This window comes from Paucihalobacter sp., from assembly GCF_036825875.1.
Lineage (GTDB): Bacteria > Bacteroidota > Bacteroidia > Flavobacteriales > Flavobacteriaceae > Paucihalobacter.
This window is the reverse complement of record NZ_DAISXK010000015.1, coordinates 18,025-43,469: the sequence shown is the minus strand read 5'-3', so window position 1 is coordinate 43,469 and position 25,445 is coordinate 18,025. Positions and strand designations below refer to the sequence as shown.

Genomic DNA, 25,445 nt, shown 5'->3' with positions numbered 1-25,445 from the left:
ATGTTGATAAAAAGCAGATTTACTGCTTGTTATTTATCGATTGATTAAGTTATTTATAAATTGATTTGAAATTTGTGTAAAATCTTTAAAAACATAGTCCGCATGACCCAAAATAGACGCATCGCCAATGCCAATGGAAATCATTTTCGCAACATTGGCAGCTTCTACGCCAGCAACAGAATCTTCAAAAACAATACAATTCTCGGGTGCTATGTTTAGAAGTTGGGCAGCAATTAAAAATACTTCGGGGTCTGGCTTGGCCTTTGAAACATCGTTGCCATCAACTATGCTATCAAAATGACTTTTTAAATTAACTTGTTCCAAGATAGTACGGGCATTTTTACTGGCCGAACCTAAAGCAATAGGTTGATTTTGGGTTTTTAAGAAATTGAGCACTCTTGGTACATCAGGTAATATTTCCGATGCATCCATATGTTCGATATAGTTAAGGTAATCTTCATTTTTTAAAGCCATGAGTTGTGAGAATTGTGTTTCAGAAATCTCCTTATTTCCCCAAGCTAATATTTTTTCGAGCGACTTCACACGGCTAATACCTTTAAGTCGTTCGTTTTGAACTTCGGTGAAATCAACACCAATACTATTGGCTAATTTTTTCCAAGCTAAAAAATGATACTTGGCAGTATCGACAATAACGCCGTCTAAATCGAATATAAATCCTTTCCTGATCATACGTCGGCTATTTCTAAATCTGGTTTCACTTTAATTTCCTTTACCAAAAACACAAAGGCTGCGGCCAATATCATAGATACACCAGCAACCACTATCATGGCAATGGGTTTGTCATCAAATAACTTCAGAATTAAACTGCCAAACAACCCAGCTATAATTTGCGGACCAGCAATGGTAAAATTGAAAATTCCCATATAAATTCCCATTTTCTGAGGTGGGACGGCGTTAGATAAAATAGCGTAAGGCATTGCTAAAATGGCTGCCCAAGCTATACCAACGCCAATCATTGGAATGATAAGCAAAACAGCTCCTTTTGGCACTTCAAACGACGCAAATAATAAGTTAACCTGGATGATTTCCGGATCTTTGAAGAACAAAAATGCTATGTAACTCAAACCACCTAATAACAAAGAAATTGCATAAGTAGGTTTTCTTCCGAAGGTATTGGCTATTTTAATCATCACCACCGAAAAAATGGCAGCGAACAGCGAATATCCTGCAAATAGAATACCAACCCAATCACCAGCGGCGCCTTTGGCAGCTCTGAGATTTTCGATGGTACTAATGGGCATATCGGGAGGAATTTTAGAAGCATCACCATAAAGAAACTGTGGTACATCCCAAATATATTGACCAATGGCAGGCGTGGTGTAAACCCACATTAAAAACAGAGCAAACCACGAGAAAAATTGAACTACTGCCAATTGTTTCATGGTTTTTGGCATGTGAATAACCAAATTAATAAACCCTGTTATTTTTTGACCAAATGATTTTTTGGCATCTGTTTCACGCTGTTGTTTGACCTCCTCAGGATTGATTCCTTCGTTGGCAAAATAAACATCTGGTGGATATTCTTTAGTTTTAAAAACAGTCCAAAGTACCGAACCTAATAAAATGGTAGCGCCAATATAAAACGCCCAGGTTACACTGTCTGATACTTGACCTTTTTCAGCAATATTGCTCAAACCAATCACATTGGTGAGAATAAATGGCAAAGCCGAGCCGATAACTGCGCCAATGTTGATAAGTAATGACTGAATAGAGTAACCTTTGTTTCTTTGATTTTCGGGTAACATATCGGCCACCAAAGCTCTAAAAGGTTGCATGGTAACGTTAAAACTACCGTCCATTAAGGCCAACATCAATCCGCCAAAAAACATGGCAGGCATAAGTTTCACAAACAAGGGTGAATTAGGCATTAAATACATACCCAGAGCTGCGAAGAATGCACCTCCTAAAATAAACGGACCTCTGCGACCAAAGCGTTTGTTCCAGGTTAAATCGGAAGCACCCCCAACGATAGGTTGCACAATCAAACCCATTACAGGAGCTGCTAACCAAAAGAAGGAGAGTGAATGCACGTCTGCACCCAGATTTTCGAGCACATTACTAATGTTTGCATTTTGCAGCGCAAAACCAAACTGAACTCCCATGAAACCGAAACTTACATTCCAAATTTCCCAGAAGCTTAATTGTCTTTTTTTCATTAGTTATCGTAAAATTTATTACGATAAGCCTACATTAGCTTATCAAAACTTAAGCTTAGAAGTGAAAATATAAGTTTTGATTAGGTTGTAAAGATAATAAAGTTTTTAAATCAGTTATATTAAATTTAATTTTTTGTAGAATCGCGCTCTACAATATCGGTTTTTACAATAACGGTTTTAAAATTCTCCTCAAGTTCGTCGTGTTCATCGCGCTCTAATCTATCAATAAGAAGATTAGCTGCTTGTTCCCCAATTTGTTGTTCATGTTGACTCACAGTGGTGAGACTTGGTGTGGCATGCTTAGACAATACACCATTGGTAAAACCAACTACCTGTAAATCGTCAGGAATACGGATGCCTCTTTGAAAAGCGATTTTCATTGCTATTAAGGCAAATAACTCGTTTACTGCTAAAATCCCATCCATTTTTGGATTCTTATCAAACAGTGCTTCAATAGTTTGAACTAGTAATTCAGACTTTTCATCTGCTTCTAAACCATCCTCGATTTTTAAAATAAGTGATGCTACAGATTTTATATTGCTAGTTTCCAATGCACTTAAATATCCATTTGTTCTTAAATTGCCAACACTTACATAATCTTTTGTGGTAATTATACCGATGTGTTTACAACCAGAATCTATTAACTTTCGGACGGCATTTTTAGCGCCATCAAAATCATCTACAATTACCTTATCGCAATTGATGTCGCCTACCACCCTGTCGAACATAACGATTGGCATTCCTTGGTTAATTGACTCTCTAAAATGGTGATAATCTTTCAGCATTAAGGTTTCCTTTGAGAGTGAAATGATAAAGCCATCAATACTCCCATTGGCCAGCATTTCCATATTTAACACCTCTTTATCAAAAGATTCATTTGACATACCAACAATAACATTATAACCTTTCGCATTGGCTATTTTTTCTACGCCGCGTATCACATTTGAAAAAAAATGATGCACAATTTCAGGTATAATAACGCCTATAGTTTTACTTCTTCTATTTTTAAGACTTAAAGCAATATTATTCGGTTTATAATTATAAAATTTCGCGAAAGCCTGCACTTTTTCTTTAGTATCCGCACTGATCTCTTCACTATTATTTAAGGCTTTTGATACGGTTGAAATAGAAACATCTAACTCGCGTGCAATTTGCTTTAAGGTGATTTTACGTTTCATAAATTATTGTGAAAATTATGATTTTTATCAGTTTATAAAACACGAAGATAAACTATTTTTGAGTTTGATATTTTCGTTTTTAGGAATAAAGCTCGTCGCCTATTGTGAATATGACAAATTTTTGGTATTTTTATCACAAAATGCGCTATTTACTAAAAGTTTTTAACACGAAAACGTTTTCGCAACTATTTTAGTTGTGCTTAACTTACAAGATACTTTTTTTTTACATAGTTTTAACGTTTAGAAGTGAAAATATACAAATCAACTTAATCATTTAACAACTAAATATAGTGTATGAAAACATTTTTTAATAGCTTGATTTTACTGGTTTTATTTGTTCCAGCAACCCTGTTTGCTCAAACAAATGTTTCAGGTACAGTAACTGATGAAGCTAACACGCTTCCTTTACCAGGCGTAAATGTTCTGGTTAAAGGCACTACCACAGGAGCATCGACAGATTTTGATGGTAATTTTACAATTTCATTGAATGTTGGTGACGTTGTGGTTTTTTCTTATTTGGGATACAAATCAAAAGAAGTTACCTATACAGGCGGAACTACTTTAAATGTAACGCTTTCAGAAGATGCTGCTCAGTTAGACGAAGTAGTGTTAATTGGTTATGGAGCAACCACCAAGCAAGACGCAACTGGTGCCGTTGAAAAAATTGGTGACGAACGATTTAATAAAGGTGCAATTGTATCGCCAGAAACCTTACTTGCTGGTAAATCTGCTGGGGTTAGAGTAACATCTAATGGTGGTGCTGCTGGTGAAGGTTCTGAAATAAGAATTAGAGGTGGTGCCTCCTTGTCGGCTAATAACAGTCCACTGATTGTGGTAGACGGTTTACCATTGGATCAACGTGGTGTAGGAGGTTCACGAAATGCTTTAAACGCCATTAATCCAGACGATATTGAGGATTTTGTAGTTCTTAAAGATGCTTCTGCTACGGCCATCTATGGTTCTAGAGCATCAAATGGTGTTATTTTAATAACTACCAAGAAAGGAACCACTAATGCGCCTTTATCGATTGAATACGATTTAAAAGCGTCGGCAGCGAGCGTCGTTAACCAAGTAGATGTTTTAACAGCAGACGAATACAGAGGCTTACAATTCTTAACGAATGAATTCGATCCTTCTTTAACAGGAAACGCCAATACGAATTGGCAGGACCAAATTTATCAAACAGCAATAGGTGCGATTCATAACCTAACGGTTTCTAAGGGATATGAAAATTTTAATTTTAGAATTAACTACAACCATGTATCACAACAAGGGACCTTATTGCGAGATTTATATGAGCGAAATGCCTTTAATACATCTTTTGTGCAACGTTTGTTTGACAACGATTTAAAGCTAACACTTACCGCGAAAGGTATTGTAGATGAATTCTTCTTTGCAGACCAAGGAGCTATTGGACAAGCCATTCAATTTGATCCAACCCAACCAGTTAGAAATCCCGATGGCACCTTGTTTCAATTCTCTCAATTAACAACCAATGCTGCTTTAGCACCTCAAAATCCGCTAACAAGTTTATTGGAAAACCAAAACAGATCACGCGGAAAACGTTTCATTTCTAATTTTAATATCGATTACAGATTTAGATTCTTACCAGAGTTAAAGTTCAATTTAAATGCTGGTGTGGATTATAATGAGTTTGATGGTAAGCAATTCAATGTTCCAAATCCAAACAGACCTGGCGATTTTGCATTCAGAAATTTTTATACTGGCTTAGACAGAAATACCTTACTAGATTTTTATTTTAACTACAAAAAAGAAGTCGCGTCTCTTAACACGATAGTAGATTTGACCGCTGGTCACTCCTATCAAGAATTTTACACTAGTAGAGATGGAACTCAAACTGGTGCAGGTGGTGTATTAGTTACTTTTCCAACTGTAATAAACAGAAATGCTCTTGAATCTTATTTTGCAAGAGCCAGTTTTGATATTGCCGACCGCTATTTAATCTCTGCCACTTTTAGACGTGATGGATCGTCAAGATTTAGTCCATCTGGGCGTTGGGGTAATTTCCCAGGGGTTTCGATAGGTTGGAAAATTATGAACGAACCGTTTATGACTAATTCCTTCTTTTCAAACCTTAAACTACGCGGTGGTTGGGGTGTAACCGGACAGCAGGAAATAGGTCCAAATTATGGCTATTTAGGAGTTTACACACCTGCACTTAATAACCAAGTAAGTGCCCAATTTGGGAATGAGTTCGTAAATCCTTTAAGACCACAGGCTTTTGATGAAAACCTAAGATGGGAACAAACAACACAATACAATGTGGGCTTAGACTTTGGTTTATTCAATAACAGATTAACTGGATCTATTGATGGATACTACAGAGAAACAGAGGATTTATTAGCCACCATTCCTGTAGCAGCCGGTTCAAATCTCTCGGACTTTTTAACCACGAACGTTGGTGAAACAACCTCTAAGGGTTTAGAGCTAAGCTTAAACGGTGTACTAGCTAGGTCACAAAATCTTAATTGGGACGTCAATTTCAACGTTACACTTCAAGAAAATGAAATTACCAGACTAAATTTAAGTGGTGATCCAAATTTCTTTATCTCAACTGGAGGTATTTCAGGAGGTGTTGGAAACACTATACAATTGTGGAGACCAGGTTTAGATCCTTTAACTTTCTTTGTTTTCCGTCAAGTATACAATAATCAAAACAACCCAGTTGAAGGTGCCTATGTTGACGTAAATGGTGATAACCAAATAACTGAAGCCGATAGACAAGCTTACAAAAAAGCTACTCCAGATGCCTTTATAGGGTTTACCAATAATTTTCAATACAAAAACTTTGATTTGAGTTTTACTTTTAGAGGTAGCTTTGGAAACTATGTGTATAACAATGTGGCTGCTGAGCGTGGCAACTTAGCCATCACTGTCGATGCACCTGGGCCATACCAGCCAAATGCACACCAGAGTGTATTGTCTACCAATTTTAGAAATCAAAACATCTTTTCAGATTACTATTTACAAAGAGCTGATTTCTTGAGGCTAGACAATGCTTCTATTGGATATAATATCCCATTTGAAAAAGTGAAACTTAGAGTGTCTTTAACCGGTATGAACCTTTTTGTTATCACGGAATATGACGGCTTAGACCCTGAAATTGCAAATGGAATAGATAATAATTTCTATCCACGGGCAAGAACTTATGTACTTGGATTGAATTTTACGTTTTAAATGATGAATAAATTTATAAATTTCAAAGCTATGTTAAGAACAATTAAAACAATGTTGCTTGCTTTTGTAGTGTTTGCTTTTACGCAATCCTGTGAAAGCAACCTCGACCTGCAACCAGAAGACAACCGTCTTGTGGGAGACGCTGCGTTTGAAAACCCAGAGTCCTATAGACAGTTTCTTGCTAAAATTTATGTGGGTATTTCAGTTAGTGGCCAACAAGGTCCAGCTGGAGCACCAGATTTAGCAGGATTAGATGAAGGCTTTTCCAACTATATGCGTTTGTATTGGAAAATGCAAGAATTAACAACCGATGAAGCTCTAATAGGGTGGAATGACGGTACAATTCAAGATTTACACGGTCAAACATGGACCTCAGGTAATGAGTTTATAAGAACCATGTATAGCCGATTATTTTATCAAGTAGCTTTAACAAATGAGTTTTTGCGTCAAACCACCGATGCTAAATTAGACGCAAGAGGTGTGGATGGTCCATTAAGAGCCGAAGTACAAACTTTTCGTGCCGAAGCAAGATTCATGCGAGCCCTAACGTATTGGCATGCTTTAGACTTATTTGGTAATGTGCCGTTTATTACAGAAAATGACCCAATTGGAGCATTTTTACCGCAACAGATTCAACGTGCGGATTTATTTACCTACATTGAAGCTGAACTACTAGATATTCTTGACGATATGACTGCACCACGTCAAAATGAATATGGACGTGCAGACAGAGCAGCAGCTTGGATGTTACTTGCTAAATTGTATTTAAATGCTGAAGTTTACACTGGAACACCAAGGTATACCGATGTAATTACTTACACAAATAACGTTATTGGTGCTGGTTACGTGATACCTAACATTCCATACTTCCACTCTTTTTTGGCTGATAATGATTCAAACGGCGCTCAAAATGAGGTGATTTTCACCATCCCTTTTGACGGTTTAAGAACACAAGGATTTGGTGGTATGACTTTCCTACTTCATGCGCCCGTTGGCGGCTCAATGAATCCAGCAGATTTCGGAATTAACGGTGGCTGGTTCGGTGTAAGAACTACACCTACTTTTGTGGAAATGTTCCCTGGTGAAGAAAATTCTGCTGACACAAGAGCCTTATTTTATACCCAAGGGCAATCGAAAGACATCAACCAAATAGGCCCATTCAATCAAGGTTATGCAATCAGCAAATATAGAAATGTCGATGTAAATGGTGTTGCGGGATCTGACCCTACTGGAGACTTTCCCGATACAGATTTTCCAATGTTTCGATTGGCTGATGCTTATTTGATGTATGCCGAAGCTGCTCTTAGAGGTGGTGGCGGTAATATTGGCACTGCTGTAGGATATATAAACCAATTAAGATTGCGCGCTTATGGAGACACTAGTGGTAACATAACTGCGGGTGACCTTACACTTGATTTTATAATTGATGAACGCGCTCGAGAATTATATTGGGAAATGCACAGGAGAACAGATTTAATTCGTTTTGGTCAATTTTCAGACCAAGGGGTTTGGCAATGGAAAGGTAATGTCCCACAAGGTACCACTACCGAATCTTTTAGAGACCTTATGCCCTTACCCGCAACAGATTTAGGTATTAATACCAATTTACAACAAAATACAGGATACTAATTAACACTATATTTAAACATGAAAAAATTATCGATTTTAGGCCTTTTCATCTTTGCCTTAATAAGTTTTAATAGCTGCGAAACAGAAGATGACGTGGTTTTTATAGCTAACGAAGGAGATTTTGCTTTTACAAACTCTTTTTCTGCACAATATATTTTGACACCTTTGACTGCTCAAAATTTAGGTGAGCGCTTTACATGGAACTCTCCTGATATTGGCGTGCCAACAAATATAACTTATCAATTACAAAAATCTAACATTGGTGATTTCTCTGATGCTTCAACTGTTGGTGCAACTACTGCTAACGAAATTGCGTTAACTATTGGAGATATGTTAATTTATGCAGCCCAATTAGGTTTAGATGCGGATCCAAATACCGATGCGCCTAATACTGGTTCTGTTTCTTTCAGAGTTCGTTCGTTTGTTGGTGATGGTGGATTGGAATCATTTTCTAATATTGCTGTTTTAAATTTAGTATTACCAGAAATAACTACCACTGCCCCTGCAGTTTGCGATGCGGATCAACTATTTTTAGTGGGTGCTGGAGTTAAGTTTGCAGGATGGAGCTGGGATACACCACAAGTTATTAACTGCTCTGGAAATGGTGTTTACACTGGCAATGTAGCCTTTACTAACAATGTGGATGGAGACGGTAACTTTAGATTCTTTACCACTGCTACCGATTGGGGTTCAGGAATTAACTACCCAGGCTATGCAACCGATGGTTATACTATAGATTCTAGATTTGAAGATGCTGAAGATGGTGACAACAACTTCTTATTCACTGGCGCTTCAGGATTATACTTCTTAACCATTGATGATATCAACAAAACTATTACCCTAACTGACCCTACACCAACAGGAGATTGCGACCTAGACCAGTTATGGGCTGTAGGAGCTGGTTTACCTGATGCAGGATGGAGCTGGGATACACCTATTCAATTTATGTGTGAAGGCAATGGCATTTACCAAGGTTGGGTGAATTTATCTCCTGAAAACGATGGGAACTTTAGATTTTTCAATACTGCAACAGATTGGGGTTCTGGAACAAATTACCCTGGATTTATAAGTCAAGGTTATTCCATTGATTCTCTTTTCCAAGATGCTGAAGATGGTGATAACAACTTCCAGTTTATAGGATCAGCTGGACAATATTTCCTAGTGATTGATACCATTAATAAAACAATCACCTTAGATTAATTATTTAACAATTTAATTTACATAAAAGGCTATGCTCAAAACATAGCCTTTTTTTTCAAAATTTTACAGCTATGAAAAAATTTACTTTATTTTCATTATTAATCTTATTAGTCACGCAATTCTCCCTGGGCCAAGTTTCAATTAACCCAGGTGCCATTGAAGTGGACCAACCAGTTACCATTACTGTGGATTTAAACAGTGAAGCAAGCAATTGTAATGGTCTTAATAACCCACAAAAAGTTTATATGCATTCTGGAATTGGAGACAATACCAATGCCTTCGGATTTAGCGTTATAGGAAATTGGGGGCAAGATGATGGCGTTGGCGAAATGACAAACAACGGCGACGGTACTTACAGTATCACTATAACACCACAAGACTATTACGGATTATCCCAAACACAGGCCGATAATGCCACACAAATTGGAATGGTATTCAGGAACCCGGATGGCACACAAGAATTAAAAGCCAGCGGTTGCCAAGATTTTATTTTTCTAGTTGGACTTATCAACATAAATATTCTCAATCCGGCAAATGATCTTGTGGTGCTTAATTCAGGTGACAACTTGTTAGTACGCGCCAATTTGCGGTATTTAGGAAACATAGAAGCTGGTAGCTTTCAAGTATTTTTTAATGATGCTCAAGTAGCTAATGGTAACGGTTTTCCAACCTTTCAAACTACTTTAACAAATATTACCCAAAGTGGTACCGTTCGCATCGTCGGCTCCCCATTTAGTAATTCGGAAGTAGGTGAAGGTTCTTTTCAAGTGGTTATTTCGCCCACAGTTACTGAACAAGCTAAACCAGCAGGAACACGTGATGGTATTAATTACGATCCTAACGATGCAACCAAAGCAACCCTAGTGGTTTCTGCACCTGGTAAGGAATTTATTGAAGTAGCTGGTAGTTTTAATAACTATACCCCAACAAGTGATTATCTCATGAAAAAGGACCCTTCAACCAATCAGTTTTGGTTGGAACTTACTGGTCTAACCCCAGGTGCAATGCATCATTACCAATATTGGGTTTACGATACCAATCCTATTGCAGGTTCACCTTCTTTAGTTAAAACCGCAGATCCGTACTCAACATTGGTACTATCGCCCTTTGACGATCCAGGAATTCCTGCTGCATCTTTTCCTAATATACCTGCATATCCTGCCGGTCAACAACGAGAAGTTACTGTTTTACAAACAGGACAAACCCCTTACGATTGGCAAGTAACCAATTTTGAAAAACCTAAAATGGAAGATTTGGTAATCTATGAAGTACTGATAAGAGATTTTGATATTAATCGAAATTATCAGGATTTAATTAATAGAATAGATTATTTCAAAAATCTTAATGTGAACGCAATTCAGCTTATGCCCGTTATGGAATATGAAGGCAACGAAAGTTGGGGTTATAATACTTCCTTCCATATGGCTTTAGATAAGTATTACGGAACACCCCAGAAATTTAAAGAATTTGTGGATGTTTGCCATCAAAACGGTATTGCAGTTATTCTTGATATAGCGTTAAATCATGCCTTTGGAAGAAATCCAATGGTGCGTATGTGGATGGATGATCCTGATGGAGATGGTTGGGGTGGTCCTGCAGATGATAGTCCGTATTTTAATAAATTCCCAACCCATTCATTCAATGTTGGAAATGACTTTAATCACCAACAACCGTTAACACAAGAATATACCCGTCGCGTTGTAGAACACTGGATCACAGAATATAACATTGATGGTTTTAGATGGGATTTAACCAAAGGGTTTACCCAAAATTGCGGCAATGGTACTTTTGACGGTGATTTTGGATGTACCCAAAATTACCAACAAGACCGTGTAGATGTGTTAAAAGAATACGCCGATTATTCGTGGTCTTTAGACGATACGCATTATGTAATTTTTGAACACCTTGGCTCTGATAACGAAGAGCAGCAATGGGCAAATTACCGCATAAACGAAGGAAAAGGCATTATGCTTTGGGGTAAAATGACCGATCAGTATAATGAGCTTACCATGGGTCAAAATGGTAATAAAAACTTTGATCGTGCTGGTCACCTTAGTAGAGGTTTTAATGACAAACGTCTAATTGCATATGCCGAAAGTCACGATGAAGAGCGATTGATGTACAAAAATTTGCAATTCGGTAATTCTACAAACTCAAGTCACGATGTAAAAAACCTAAATGTTGCACTGTCAAGAATGTCAGCTCTCGGTGCGGTAACTTTAACAATCCCAGGACCAAAAATGATCTGGCACTTTGGCGAATTAGGTATGGAACAATCCATTTTCACCTGCAACAATGGTACAGTAAATGAACCAGGTGGCGGTGGTGACTGCAAATTAGACACCAAACCACAACCACAATGGGTAAACAACTGGACAAGCGATGCCTTAAGAAGTCAGATTTACAGCGATTGGGCACGTATGAACGATTTAAAAATAAACGAACCAGTGTTTGAAGGCGATTATACTATTAACTCAGGTGGATTTACCCCGAAAATCTTCATCTTTGATACTAGTATCCCAAATGATCAACTGCGTAATGTTATTGTCTATGCCAACTTTGGTGTAAACAGCGCCAGCGTATCAACCGATTTTCCTTACGGTGGTACTTGGTACGACTTAATGGACGAAACCAATAGCACAACTATTGACGGATCAACCGCTAATATCACATTACAAGCTGGTGAATTTAGAATCTTAGGAAATGCGCCGCCAGAAACCTTAAGTGTTGATAGCGTAAATGCATTAGCGCAACTAAACATTTATCCCAATCCAGCTAATACTGAGTTTAGTTTAAATACTAACACTAATAAAGTAATGGTGATTGATATTACTGGCAAAGCAGTAAAATCATTTACTGGAGATTTTACAGCAACAACTCAGTTTGATATTTCAGATTTAAACCAAGGTCTATATTTAGTAAATGCCTCAAATAATAGCGGTCAATCTTCGACCAGCAAGTTAGTCAAGCTCTAATTTAAATGAATTAGGCAATCAAAAGCTCCTCGGGTTCGGGGAGCTTTTTATTTTAATGATCTTGGGTATTAACCTTATTTAGGACGTCTCAAATTATACCCTTTCACACATCAAAGTGTCTTTTAGGACGGGTCAAAGGCATGGATAGTGTATGGATAGAGTATGGATAATGCATAGATACTCCATAGATAAAGCCACCCTTGATCTTTTTAGAATTATTCTAAACAAGATTATAGCACAAATAAATAAGTGCTACACCCCAGCGCTTAGAATTGATATAAGCGGAAAACACATAAAACAATTTGAAGATGACTTCAATGCGGAAGAAATTTTTGATATTTCAATTTTAAATACAGGAATTTATGTTGTAAATGCCTTAAATAACAATATCCAAGCTACAGTTTTCAACCAGCAAACTAATCAAACTCTAATATACAATTGTTATAGGAAAAAAGCCACTCGATTTGAGAGGCATTTTTTATTCCAATCTCAAATGCACAATGCCAACACCATGCTGCTCTTTTAATTGATGCGGCTTAATTTCAGGACCAATAGAAAATTGAACGCTTTCAATATGTTCAATATTAAAGCTGGATTGGTTGTTGTGCTCAAAATAAAAAGGCAAAAAGGTTGGATAAGGTCTTGGTAGCGTAACCGTTTTAACTGGTTTTAATTCTGATAAATCAATACTGTAATCTCCTGTTTCAGGAGTCATCTCTAACACTTCACCAAATGCCGAACCATCTTTCATCACCAATGCAACTTGTAATTTAAGTGGTTTGTTGTTTAAAGATTTCCCTTTTACGATAAGACGGTTTCTACTAGAAAGATTATCAATACCTTTAATTTTATCTATAACAAAATGCTTAAAGCTATAGTCGTAAATGGGTTGTGCGTTCAAATTTTCAGTATCTTCTATCCAAAGTTTATCAATGTTGATTTCATAAATGGCTTCATTTGGATGTTCCGTTGGTAACAATTCAAAAGGTTTGCGCCAAGGTGCGACCAACAATAAAGCATCTTCTATGGCATTAAACAAATATATTGGTTTCGCTGCCTTTACAATGGCTGAAGTATAGGTTTTACGTTCGTAAAAGTCCCAATCGGTTGGTTGTCCTTCTGTGCCTGAAGGATAGGTTACAAATCTACCACCTTCATTTTCAACGATAATATTATATTCAAAAAAACCTTCTTTTAAAACATTGGCTGGAATGGTTGCTTTATACTGATAGGCCGAAGTTAAACTCATTTCGAATTGCACCCTTTTCCCACCTGAAAATCCAGATAATTTAATGCTTTTGGGTGCTGTTGGCGCAACGTATTGCAACACTATGTCAACCATAGAATTCTCGGTGATAGTTTTTATAGGTTCGTGCTTGAGCCAAGCTTTCTCGACCGTGGTTTCTGGCGCAAAAAAACTATTAAGTTGATGAGTTTTAAAGCTATCGTTGGCATTCCAATTGAACGTACTTGAACCATTTGAAAGCATATACGTCCCCGGTCTAATTTTGAATAATGTATTTTCGGAATTTTTTTTAAAATCATTGCTTTCATTAATGGCTTGAATAGAAAAGTTGCTGCCTAAATCTTTTAGGTTAACACGCATGGCATGGGTTTCCCAGTTTACCACACCCACAGTTTTATTCAAACTATTTCTGCCAAACGGATTGTCAACCACAATCGCATCCGGAAGTAATTCTAAGCGCCAAAGACCATCCTCTAATTTATCTAAAAAATAGGCCCCAGTACCCTGATAAGTGATTAATTCTGAATTGCCATAGCCAGCAATTTCTTTTAACTTATTTTCATCTTTTGGATGTTGAGTATTCGTGTTGGTATAGAAGAATTTTTCTTCGGAATTATAAATGGCCAAATCAGCATCGTAATCAACTTTGAAATCCCCAAACGATGTGTTTTCAGGATAGGTCCCAAATTCTGAATACATCGGAATGCTTCTAAACACCTCAGCGCAAATCTTCAAACTCAATGCCTTTTGAGGTGTGTAAACCAAATTCATATAATGCGTGTTATATTCGGTATTGGCATAGGCCAAAAACGTCGGGTCGTATGCAAAATGAGTTGCAATTTGAATGCCTGCCGTTCTAAAACTTCTGGCCATGGCTGGATAAATATAGGATTTATGGACATCGGCAGCATCAAACTCGTAAACCAATTTTGCGCCATTGTTCTTTTTAAAACTTTCCTCAAAAGTGATGTTGTAATCATTGACGTTGGGCAACAAATTTCCCGGAATTTCCCTTTGATAACCCAAACCTGTGGGATACCATTGAAAAGTGCCACCCTGAACACCACCTTTAAAATAATCGTCCGCAAAATGAACGCCATGACTCATATTATAAAAAATGGGTTTGTTGGTTTTGGTGCGCTTGATGGCTTTGACCATGCCAGCGACAAATTTGGCGACATCCTTGGCATTACTAGTGTGATGTGGTTCGTTGCTGATTTCAAAGGCAATTACATTAGGATCGTTTTTATAAGCCACACCTTTATAAGGATTGACATGGTTTAAAAATTGAGTCAAATAATTTTGCTGAGCCTTGATAGCATCAGGATTAGTTAAACATTCATCTTTACCATATTGGTGCGAAAATCCAGGTGTTTCGCTGTTGGGTTCAGGCCATCCATCACCCCAAAAAGCGATGGGTGTGATGACATAATTAATATTGTTTTCGGTTAATTTTTGAAGTAAATAATCGAATGTGTCTAAATACTCGTTTTCTATTAAATTGCCTTCAACATCGCTGATTTGCGTATCCCAAACATGCAACCGGTATAAGTCAAAACCCAAACGGCTAAAATGATACACATCATTATCGATGGCCTCTTTTGGATTGATTCCGAGCCGCCTTGCCGAGCGGTAGGCATGTGCAAATGGCACTGAATAATTCACCCCAAAACCAGTGATTTCTTGCTGATTGTGCTGCCAACGCATCACTCCCTTGTCATCCACAAACACCTCTCCCGTTTGATGATTTGTTTGCGAATATCCATCCAACATCAATAATAAAAGGCCTATAAAAAATATAAATGATTTGACATTCAGCAACATAATAATCGATTTAAGAGGTTAAGCTTTGTAACATTTTAGCAGCGCTTTCGGCTGTAATATCTCTTTGCGGTGTAGCAAACATTTCGTAACCCACCATAAATTTCTTAACCGTAGCACTTCTCAATAGTGGTGGATAAAAGCTCATGTGCCAATGCCAATGCGTGTTTGGTTCGTCGTTGGTTGGTGCTTGATGGATTCCCGCTGAATACGGAAATGAGCTATTAAATAATTTATCGTAGGCTTTGGTTAACTTGGATATGGCCTCAGCAAAGCACAAACTAGCGGGTTCCGATAATTCTAAAATGTTTATTAATTGCTTTTTAGGTGCAATCATAGCCTCATAAGGCCACACAGCCCAAAAGGGAATGACTACCGCGAAATATTCATTTTCAAAAATAATCCGCTCTTGAAGCTTTAATTCTTGATTTAAATAATCTTCTAGCAAACTGCTGTTATGCTGTTCAAAATATTGCTTTTGATGTAAATCTTTTTTAGCCACTTCATTTGGTATGGTAGACTGGCTCCAGATTTGCCCATGAGGATGCGGATTACTACAGCCCATGATTTCACCCTTATTTTCAAATATCTGAACATGATTGATTCCATCTTGTGCGCCTAAAGTTTTATACTCGTGTTGCCAAAGTTTCACCACTTTTAATATATCAGTAACTTCCATATCTGGTAAGCTTTTAGAATGGTCTGGACTAAAACAAACCACCTTGCAAATTCCAGATTCGCTTTCAGCTCTTAGGAGTCCGTCATTAATTTTAAACGACTTGGAATCGGCTTGTAAGGCAGCAAAATCATTGGTAAATACAAATATATCTTCGTAATTTGGATTTTGTTCACCGTTAATACGTTTATTTCCTGGGCATAAATAACAAGAAGGATCGTGCGTTGGAAGTTCTTGCGTTGAGACATTTTCTTGCTTGCCTTGCCAAGGTCGTTTTGTACGATGAGGCGACACCAAAACCCATTCGCCTGTTAAAATATTATAGCGTCTATGTGAATAATCTTGTAAATCGGTAGTCATGATATATTTATTTTACAATGAAACTAAATGTGTTCCTTGTGATAGTTTTACTTTATAAATGGAACAATCTTTCTTGAATTTTTTTCTGTATTTCTTGGATACTTTCTGTTCAAATTCTTCTAACACTGATTTATGAACCAAGTTAATTGTGCAGCCTCCAAATCCACCGCCCATCATACGAGCACCGATGACGCCGTCATATTCTTTGGCATAATCAACCAGAAAATCCAACTCATCGCAGCTAACTTTATACTGGGATCGCAAACCTTCATGCGATTGAAACAAAAGTTTACCTAAACTCAAAATATCATCTTTTTCAGCAGCTTCTATAAACGACAAAACCCTGTTGTTTTCTTGAATTACATATAAGGCTTTTTGATAATCATCTTCAGATATGTCACCCTTGATGGCTTGCAAACTTTCCTTTGAAGCGTCTCTCAAAGCTGAAATATTAAGCATCTCAGAAACCCTTTCGCAAGCCGCTCTTCTATTGTTGTACGCACTTTCGGAGAGGTCGTGTTTTACATTCGTATTGATTAATATAAGTTTGTAGTCTTTAAAATCTACTTTGAAAGGTTTGGATGTAACAGTACGACAATCCAATAACAAAGCGCTGCCTTTTTCACCGAACATACTAGCGTATTGGTCCATGATTCCGCATTTAACACCCGCATAATTGTGTTCGGCCTTTTGCGAAATCAGAATCATTTGTTTTTTAGAAAGTTGCAAATCAAACAATTCATTTAGAGCAAAAGCAACACTATTTTCTAGAGCTGCGGAAGAAGACATTCCCGCACCACCAGGAATATTTCCTGAAAAAACCATATTAAAATTTCCTAAAACGATACTAGACTTTTGAATTTCACCAACTACTCCAAGTATATAGTTTCGCCATCCACCGTTTTCCAATTGTTTGACTTCAGATAAATTGAACTGGTAAGTCTCTTTTTTATCTAATGCCACTATTTTTGTACTACTGGTGTTTGATTTGGCAACAGCAACAGCGATACCTTTATTGATAGCTGCAGGAAAGGCAAATCCATCGTTATAATCAGTATGTTCTCCAATAAGATTAATTCTACCGGGTGCAAAAACCATAAGTGGCTCTCCTTCAAAAGAACTTTTAAATTTTTTATATACTTTTTTGACGATTTTCTTGCTCATAGCTACGCGAAATAAATATAAATAGAAACAACCAACAGGGTGATAATTCCACCTACCAAATAGACATGCTTCCAAGGTGTGATATCAACTTGTTTGGTATATTCTTGAACGAAGGCTTCTTTTCTTGGGTAGAATTTACCAATAACTAGCATAATAACGATATTCAGTACAAATAAGATGGCCATAACATCCAGGTAATGCGGGTAAGCGTCTGCCTTTGCTAAGGCCAGTCCAACAGCATCGGTAATCCCGTTAAGTTCTGCCTTTTTCATTGCAGAATTTACCATGTATGGTTGCAGTACAAACTGGCTAATTACATACAACAAACAACCTGACAACAAACCGACTTTTGCAGCAATAGCCGGTACTCTTTTTGTGGCAAATCCTACCACAATTATTGTTAATATTGGAATACTATAAATACCATTTACCTCTTGCAAATAAGCGAACAAACTTCCAGCGTTGGCGATAAAAGGTGCAATAAACATTGCGAAAACAGCCAGTAAAATACCAAACATTTTGCCTCGTCTTACTACCAAGCGTTCGCTAGCATCCTTATTAAAATGCTGTTTGTAAATATCTAATCCAAATAAGGTAACAGAGCTATTTAAGGCACCATTAAACGAACTTAAAATTGCCCCGAATAACACCGCTGCAAAAAAGCCGACAAAAGCTTTAGGTAATACAGCATTTACCAACATAGGATAGGCGCTATCGGCATTTTCAAGCTGACCTTCAAAATAATGATAAGCAATAATACCAGGTAATACTACGATAATTGGGCCTAAAATTTTAATAAACCCAGCCAACAGCAATCCTTTTTGCCCTTCTTGTAAGTTTTTGGCTGCTAATGCTCTTTGTATAATTTGCTGATTTGTTCCCCAGTAAAATAAATTCACTAGCATCATGCCTGTAAATAAAGTGTGAAATGGAACTGGATCGGTTTTAGAACCCATCGATTTAAATTTTTCAGGGTTCTCATTCATTAATACACTAATACCATCCAACAAGCTACCGTCACCAACCAAAATGAGTCCAAAAATAGGAATTAGCAATCCGCCAATTAGTAAGCCAATGGCATTGATTGAATCGGAAATCGCTACAGCTTTTAATCCTCCAAAAACCGCATAAAATATACCTGCGATACCAATGCCCCAAACACAAATCCAAATCGATTGTGGCTGCGTTACTCCTAGTAATTCAGGAACATTAAACATTCCACTTATTGCTAAAGAACCAGAATACAGTACGATAGGCAGCAAAACCACAGCGTAACCTGTTAAAAATAAAGCCGATGTGAGAGTTTTGGTAGTAACATCAAATCGGTTGGATAAAAACTGTGGTATGGTTGTTAGTCCACTTTTTAAATATCTTGGGAGTAAAAATATAGCCGTTAAAATCATGGCAATTGCGGCCAAGGTTTCCCACGCCATCACTGAAATTCCGCTAGTGTAAGCTGAGCCATTCAATCCGACAATTTGTTCTGTAGATAAGTTGGTCAACAAAAGTGAGCCTGCAATTACGCCAGCCGTTAAGCTTCTACCGCCTAAAAAATAACCATCGGAGTTGGTATTTGGCGTATTTCTTGTTTTGTAGTACGACACTATTGCAACAAGTGCCGTGAATGCTATAAACGATAAGATTTGCATAGAATTTAAGCTTTATGATTAGTTGGTTGTTCGAAAATTAATTGAAATTTTTCTTTAAAAATTTGATGCGGTGCTAAAACTTTTAGTCCATACTTGTTATTAAAGCAATCTGGTGCCGCTGTCATTGGTTCTATAGCAACAAGATTGGTTTGCGGCGGCGTATAAATTTGAAGATAGTTACTCCCGTTACTGTTAATGATTGTCATTTTGTACTCTGGCGTACAGAATTCCACTTTTTTATCATTTAATCCGTAACAATCGTCCTTTGGCGCATTGAAATTCAAATATCTCTTTCCAGATAAACCATCGGATTGCACAGGAATATTTCGGCAATTATTAGTAAACTGCTCTTTGGCTAAAAAAACAAGTGTCGTTTTAGAAATATCTGATGTTTTAAAATAAGGGTGCCAACCAATGGAAAACGGAAAAGGTTGACCATCTGTGTTTTTCACTTGAAATTCAATACCAAGGGTGTTATGCCCGAGCTTGTATGTGACTTGAAAGTTGTATTTAAAAGGGAATCCCGTTTGACCATTTTCTTGGTTGTATTGCAAGCTTATAATGGATTCCTTATCGCTGATGTGTTCATCTACAATTTCAAACCTTTTGTTATAAACCAAACCATGAATCGCATGTCCTTCCGCAGCATGGTTACAATCTAGTTGAAATTTTTCATTCTGAAAGTTATAAGTGCCATCGCTGATACGATTAACAAAGGGAAATAAAAGTGCCGACGCATACGATTCACCGTAAGGAATGGTTTCAAGAGCTGCGATAATATGAAGGCCATTCATGTAAAAATTTTCAATACTAGCCCCATTTTCTAACGATAACTCAAGTCGCGAATTTGAGGACTGGTGATCTAAAATCAGCGATTGTGGCTTTCTCAGTTCTACAGATATGTTTTGATTTGTTTTCAAAATATTTTAAAGTGAATTTCTCATTATAAGATAATTAGGATTCTCTATTTGTAATTTTTCAGAATGCTTAATCATAGTTGCCAATCTCTTTCCCATGATTTTAAAATCGGTTGAAATGGTGGTGATTCCATCTTCTACAACTTCTTTAAGTAAGGTGTCATTATAGGAAATAATACCAACATCGCCGCCTGTTTTTAATTTTGCTGCCTTAATTTTTTTTATAAGTATTATGAGATGTTGATCATCCAGAACTAAATAAACTTCTCCTTTTTTCGGATTTCTATTATCGAGCGTGGAAATGACATCATGGGAAATATGAAGCTCCTTTTTAAATTGCTGAAAACCCTTAAGCATGCCTTCTGGCTGCTTTTGGTTTGGAAATAATAGAATTAATTTTTCATATTTATTTATATGCACTAACGCTTGTTTTAAACTTTTTAAAATATCCTTTTCAAAGTTTTGAAAAACGCCTGGATACTGTTTTAGCTCGTCGTTAGTTTGATCTAGGATATAAACTTTTTCGTGAGGTAATTTTTCTAATACTTCTGCCGTATTTTTAAAATTTGCCGGCATTATTACATAGTAATTATACTGTCCGATATTGTCATAAATCAATTTGGTAAACAAATCATAATTGAAATGATGAAAAAATATATCAACCTGCACATCGTCCTTCATTTCCTTTAAAAATGAATTGTACAAATCTTCTTTAAAAGCATTTAATTCATCAAAGAGCAAGAATACTTTCTGTGAAACCCCAAGATCTTCGCTTTTTAAAAAGTAACCTTTGCCTGCAACAGAATGAACAATGCCGCGCATTTTCAGCTCGTTAAAGGCCATTAATATGGTATCTCTGGAAAGACCGAATTCATTTCGTATATCATTAATAGAAGGCAACTTATCGCCCTTCTTTAACTGTTTTAAAGCGATTGCATTTTCTATAGATTGCACAATTTGCTTATACTTAGGTGTATCTATATCGTCGTATACGGTTACAAATGTCATGCAACAAATATAATAAAAACTAGTAGGTACTGGTATGGATAGATGAAAAAAAATTATTAACTTCGCAACAGAAATTGTAATAATTTCATGTTTTAGTAATTAAGAACTTATTAAAATGAATATTCGAGAATTTTTAAAGCAATTGACACTAGGTCTTTTGCTCGCAACATTTACTTTTTTAAATACCTCATGTACATCTGAGAATAATGAAAACATTATCAACGCACCAAATGATGATAATGCAATCATTTCCTTTTACAGAGGTGCAGATTTATCTTATGTGAATGAAATGGAAGATTGCGGTGCAATTTTTAAAGACCAGACCAATCAAATTAAAGATCCCTTTGTCATTTTCAAAGAAGCTGGCGCTAATATTGTTAGAGTGCGATTGTGGCACAATCCGGATTTGACAAATTATTCTAATTTTGACGATGTAAAGAAAACTATTTCTAGGGCTAAATCTCTCAACTTAAAAGTCATGTTAGATTTTCACTATTCCGATACTTGGGCAGATCCTGGAGCCCAACAAATTCCTGCTGCGTGGTTAGAACATATCAACAACACCGAAATTTTAGGCAACCTACTCTACACATATACCTTTAATACTTTAAAAGATTTAGCCAATCTTAATTTACTACCAGATATTGTGCAAGTTGGTAACGAAATTAATCCTATGATACTTCAGGACGGGCAATTACAATGGCCCATTAATTGGCAGCGCAATTCTCAGCTTATCAATAAAGGTATTGAAGCGGTAAGAGACCTTGCTGCCGAACGCAATAAACCTATCGAAGTAATGCTGCATATTGCTGGTCCAGAAAACGGATTGTGGTGGTTTGAACAGGCTACACAAAATGGCGTAACCGATTTTGATTGGATTGGTTTATCGTATTACCCCGTTTGGTCTAGCTACACCTTAGACAATGTTGGAAGCGCCTTTTCAACCTTAAAAAATACTTACAATAAAAAATTGATGGTTGTTGAAACAGCTTATCCATTTACTCTTGAAGATATTGACCAGGCTAACAATATTTTAGGATCAAACACCCTCGTTGTTGGCTATCCCGCCACAGAACAGGGTCAGTTAGATTACCTCAATCAATTGGTAACTGTCATCAAAAACTCGGGTGGTGAAGGCCTGATTTACTGGGAACCGGCTTGGGTGTCTACCAGCTGTTCTACCCCATGGGGACAAGGATCTCATTGGGATAATGCCACTTTATTCAATCACAATAATTCACCAACCTTGGGTATGCAATTTTACAATACCCATTTGAATGATTAATATGAAATTCACTTTTACCGCAATCATCCTACTAATTTTAATAGTTCTGTTTGGTTGTGCCGAAGCTGTTGAACAACAAACCAGAGACATTATCACCCTTAAACAGGGGTGGCAATTCCAAAAAGGAACACATCCCGAAGCGGTAAATCCGTCATTTAACGACTCTCAATGGGAATCAGTAACTGTCCCGCACGATTGGGCTATTTATGGCCCCTTTGATAAGGACATCGATAAACAAGAAGTAGCCATCATTCAAAATTTTGAAGCCGTTGCCACAGAAAAAACTGGAAGGACCGGCGCCTTACCATATATTGGCGAAGCTTGGTATCGAAATACCTTTTCACTCCCAAATTTCGACAATACTAAACAAGTGCTTATTCAGTTTGATGGCGCCATGAGCGAACCTGAAGTTTTTATAAACGGCGAAAAAGTTGGCGAATGGAAATACGGTTATGCCTATTTTTATTTTGATATTAGCAATGTTGTTAAAGCTGAAAACAATTCCATAGTCGTAAAACTCAACAATCACGAACAGTCATCTAGGTGGTATCCAGGTGCAGGTTTATACCGAAACGTGAAAGTGATTGTAAAAAATAAAGAAAGTATCGAGCATTGGGGAACTTTTATCACCACACCCATCATTACCCAAGAACTCGCTAAAGTCAATATCAAAACAAAGGTTATCGCTAACAATCCAAAACTTATCACCACGATCTTTGATGCTGAAGGGTCAGAAATTGTTCAACACGAAACTACTACTCCATTTAATAATGAATTTGACCAAAATCTTGAGGTACCAAATCCAAAGTTGTGGAGTCCAGATACTCCCTATTTATACACCGCCGTCACAAGGTTGTATTCTGGTAACAACTTAAAAGATGAAATTCGAACTAAATTTGGAATTCGATCTATCAATTACGATAGAAATACTGGTTTCAGCCTTAATGGCGAAGTCACCAAATTTAAAGGTGTTTGTTTACACCATGATTTGGGTCCCTTAGGCGCGGCAATCAATATTTCAGCATTGAGAAGGCAACTCACCATCTTGAAAGACTTGGGCGTTAATGCCATTAGAAGTTCTCACAACATGCCTTCATTGGAACAATTGGCGCTTTGCGACGAAATGGGTTTTATGTTATTAGCTGAAAGTTTTGACGAATGGAAAATCCCCAAAGTAAAAAACGGTTACAATTTATATTTTGATGATTACGCCGAAAAAGACATAGTTAATTTAGTGCACGCCACAAGAAACCATCCATCTATCGTAATGTGGAGCTCTGGCAACGAAGTACCCGACCAATGGGGAACAGAAGGCGTCAAACGTGCCAAATGGTTACAAGATATTTTTCATAGAGAAGACCCAAGCAGACCCGTTACCGTGGGGATGGATCAGGTGAAAGCCATTATGGAATCGGGTTTTGGAGCCATCACCGATATTCCTGGTTTAAATTATCGGGTGCATTTATATGAAGAAGCTTACGAGCGTTTTCCACAGGACATGATTTTAGGTTCAGAAACTGCTTCTACTGTAAGTTCGCGTGGTATTTATAAATTTCCTGTGGAAAAAGCCAGCATGAAACAATATGAAGATTTACAATCATCATCCTATGATTTAGAATATTGCAGCTGGTCTAATCTCCCCGAAGACGATTTTATACTGCAAGACGACAAACCATGGGTTATTGGTGAATTTGTTTGGACAGGTTTTGATTACTTGGGCGAACCAACCCCCTATGATGAATTTTGGCCATCCAGAAGCTCCTATTTTGGTATTGCCGATTTGGCCGGTTTACCCAAAGATCGCTATTACCTATACCGAAGCCGTTGGAATACAAAAGAACCAACCCTTCATATCTTACCACACTGGAATTGGGAAGGTCGAGAAGGTGAAATTACACCCGTATTTGTGTACACCAATTACAACAGTGCCGAATTATTTCTGAATGGCAAAAGTTTAGGTATTCAAACCAAAAATAAGAATGGCACCCCACAAGAACGCTACCGATTAATGTGGATGGATGTGAAATACGAACCTGGAACCTTAAAAGTTGTAGCCCTTGACGACGGAGGTAATCCAGCAGCAGGAAAAGTGATTAAAACGGCCGGAGAACCACATACAATTGTTTTAGAGCCTGATGTAAATATTATAAAAGCCAATGGCGAAGATTTAGCATTTGTAACAGTTTCTGTGGTGGATGAAAATGGTATTCCTTGTCCTACAGCAACCAACCAACTCAATTTTGAAATTACTGGCAACGGTACTTTTAGAGCTGCATGTAACGGTGATGCTACTTCTTTAGAAATGTTTCATTTGGCAACTATGAAATTGTTTAGTGGAAAATTGGTGGTTTTGGTTCAGTCTACGGAAGTTGCAGGTGATATTCAACTAACAGTAACTGGCGAAGGTTTACTAACTGCGACTTTGAATTTATTGTCCGAAAATTGAATTAGATTATGTGCTTGGGCTATACCGCGGAGTTGCCCTGAGAAGCACAGAGTTTCGCGGAGACATATTGACACGGATTATACCGATTTACACTGATTTTATTCTTCAACAAAATGTATAAAAGACTCTGCGCAACGCTGCGAAACCTATTCGAAACTCTGCGGTACAACTAAAAAAAACGCTACCCTATATGAGTAACGTCTCTTTAATTTAGTACGGGCGGGGAGACTTACTTCGACTGCGATCAGTATAAACTTCTCGTCTCCCCGCTTTAATTCATTTAAACAAAAAAACGCTACTTTTTTAAGTAACGTCTTTTAACTCAAGTACGGGCGGGGAGACTCGAACTCCCACACCTCGCGGCACTAGATCCTAAGTCTAGCGTGTCTACCAATTCCACCACGCCCGCAAAGGGTTCCCAATAATTGGGATGCAAATATAAACAATAGTTTGAATTTACAAACAGTTAAAATCAATAAAAGTGTTAGGCTTTTTGTATTTTTGAAAGACTTAAAA

Annotated in this window: 15 protein-coding genes and 1 tRNA gene; 6 read left to right on the top strand and 10 right to left on the bottom strand. The window is 37.3% G+C overall.

The window, feature by feature from the left end; genetic code table 11:
- Positions 1–33 precede the first annotated feature (33 nt).
- The 3 genes from pgmB to V7Z48_RS06330 form a co-directional block, all read right to left on the bottom strand.
- Positions 34–690, bottom strand: a complete 657-nt coding sequence (pgmB, locus tag V7Z48_RS06340) for a beta-phosphoglucomutase (protein WP_334112559.1) — start codon at positions 688–690, stop codon at positions 34–36.
- Complete coding sequence (locus V7Z48_RS06335) at positions 687–2,177, bottom strand: MFS transporter (RefSeq protein ID WP_334112558.1); 1,491 nt, start codon at positions 2,175–2,177, stop codon at positions 687–689. The genes pgmB and V7Z48_RS06335 overlap by 4 nt, the downstream gene beginning before the upstream one ends.
- A gap of 125 nt (positions 2,178–2,302) precedes the next feature.
- Positions 2,303–3,355: a LacI family DNA-binding transcriptional regulator gene (locus V7Z48_RS06330; protein WP_334112557.1), complete on the bottom strand. Its 1,053-nt coding sequence runs from the start codon at positions 3,353–3,355 to the stop codon at positions 2,303–2,305.
- A gap of 294 nt (positions 3,356–3,649) precedes the next feature.
- Here V7Z48_RS06330 and V7Z48_RS06325 point away from each other — a divergent pair, with 294 nt between their 5' ends.
- The 4 genes from V7Z48_RS06325 (at position 3,650) to V7Z48_RS06310 (ending at position 12,357) form a co-directional block, all read left to right on the top strand.
- Entirely contained in the window at positions 3,650–6,553 is a 2,904-nt protein-coding gene (locus V7Z48_RS06325) for a SusC/RagA family TonB-linked outer membrane protein (RefSeq protein ID WP_334112556.1), read from the top strand.
- A gap of 30 nt (positions 6,554–6,583) precedes the next feature.
- A complete protein-coding gene (locus V7Z48_RS06320; RefSeq protein ID WP_334112555.1) occupies positions 6,584–8,182 on the top strand; it encodes a RagB/SusD family nutrient uptake outer membrane protein in 1,599 nt (532 codons plus the stop codon).
- Positions 8,183–8,200: 18 nt separating this feature from the next.
- Complete coding sequence (locus V7Z48_RS06315; protein WP_334112554.1) at positions 8,201–9,382, top strand: SusE domain-containing protein; 1,182 nt, start codon at positions 8,201–8,203, stop codon at positions 9,380–9,382.
- Positions 9,383–9,453: 71 nt separating this feature from the next.
- A complete protein-coding gene (locus tag V7Z48_RS06310; protein WP_334112553.1) occupies positions 9,454–12,357 on the top strand; it encodes an alpha-amylase family glycosyl hydrolase in 2,904 nt (967 codons plus the stop codon).
- Between the two features lie 478 nt (positions 12,358–12,835).
- Here the strand turns inward: V7Z48_RS06310 and V7Z48_RS06305 are convergent, their stop codons facing one another.
- From V7Z48_RS06305 to V7Z48_RS06280, 6 genes are read right to left on the bottom strand one after another with little or no spacing between them, the layout of a single operon-like run.
- Positions 12,836–15,427, bottom strand: coding sequence for a hypothetical protein (locus V7Z48_RS06305; protein ID WP_334112552.1), 2,592 nt, complete (start codon positions 15,425–15,427; stop codon positions 12,836–12,838).
- A 10-nt stretch (positions 15,428–15,437) separates the two neighbouring features.
- Positions 15,438–16,460, bottom strand: a complete 1,023-nt coding sequence (locus tag V7Z48_RS06300) for a UDP-glucose--hexose-1-phosphate uridylyltransferase (RefSeq protein ID WP_334112551.1) — start codon at positions 16,458–16,460, stop codon at positions 15,438–15,440.
- A gap of 12 nt (positions 16,461–16,472) precedes the next feature.
- The gene (galK, locus tag V7Z48_RS06295; protein WP_334112550.1) at positions 16,473–17,624 is read right to left on the bottom strand and encodes a galactokinase; all 1,152 of its coding nucleotides are present in this window, start codon (positions 17,622–17,624) and stop codon (positions 16,473–16,475) included.
- 2 nt (positions 17,625–17,626) lie between these two features.
- Positions 17,627–19,273, bottom strand: coding sequence for a solute:sodium symporter family transporter (locus V7Z48_RS06290; protein WP_334112549.1), 1,647 nt, complete (start codon positions 19,271–19,273; stop codon positions 17,627–17,629).
- Between the two features lie 5 nt (positions 19,274–19,278).
- Positions 19,279–20,193, bottom strand: a complete 915-nt coding sequence (locus V7Z48_RS06285) for an aldose 1-epimerase (protein ID WP_334112548.1) — start codon at positions 20,191–20,193, stop codon at positions 19,279–19,281.
- Between the two features lie 6 nt (positions 20,194–20,199).
- Entirely contained in the window at positions 20,200–21,198 is a 999-nt protein-coding gene (locus tag V7Z48_RS06280) for a GntR family transcriptional regulator (protein WP_334112547.1), read from the bottom strand.
- A 115-nt stretch (positions 21,199–21,313) separates the two neighbouring features.
- Between V7Z48_RS06280 and V7Z48_RS06275 the strand changes: the two genes are divergently transcribed.
- Both V7Z48_RS06275 and V7Z48_RS06270 read left to right on the top strand, forming a co-directional pair.
- Positions 21,314–22,483 (top strand): glycoside hydrolase family 53 protein, encoded by a 1,170-nt coding sequence (locus V7Z48_RS06275; RefSeq protein ID WP_334112546.1) that lies wholly within the window; start codon positions 21,314–21,316, stop codon positions 22,481–22,483.
- A gap of 1 nt (position 22,484) precedes the next feature.
- Positions 22,485–24,929 (top strand): glycoside hydrolase family 2 TIM barrel-domain containing protein, encoded by a 2,445-nt coding sequence (locus tag V7Z48_RS06270; RefSeq protein WP_334112545.1) that lies wholly within the window; start codon positions 22,485–22,487, stop codon positions 24,927–24,929.
- Between the two features lie 327 nt (positions 24,930–25,256).
- Here V7Z48_RS06270 and V7Z48_RS06265 read toward each other — a convergent pair.
- Positions 25,257–25,338 (bottom strand) — tRNA-Leu (locus V7Z48_RS06265).
- Positions 25,339–25,445: the final 107 nt, after the last annotated feature.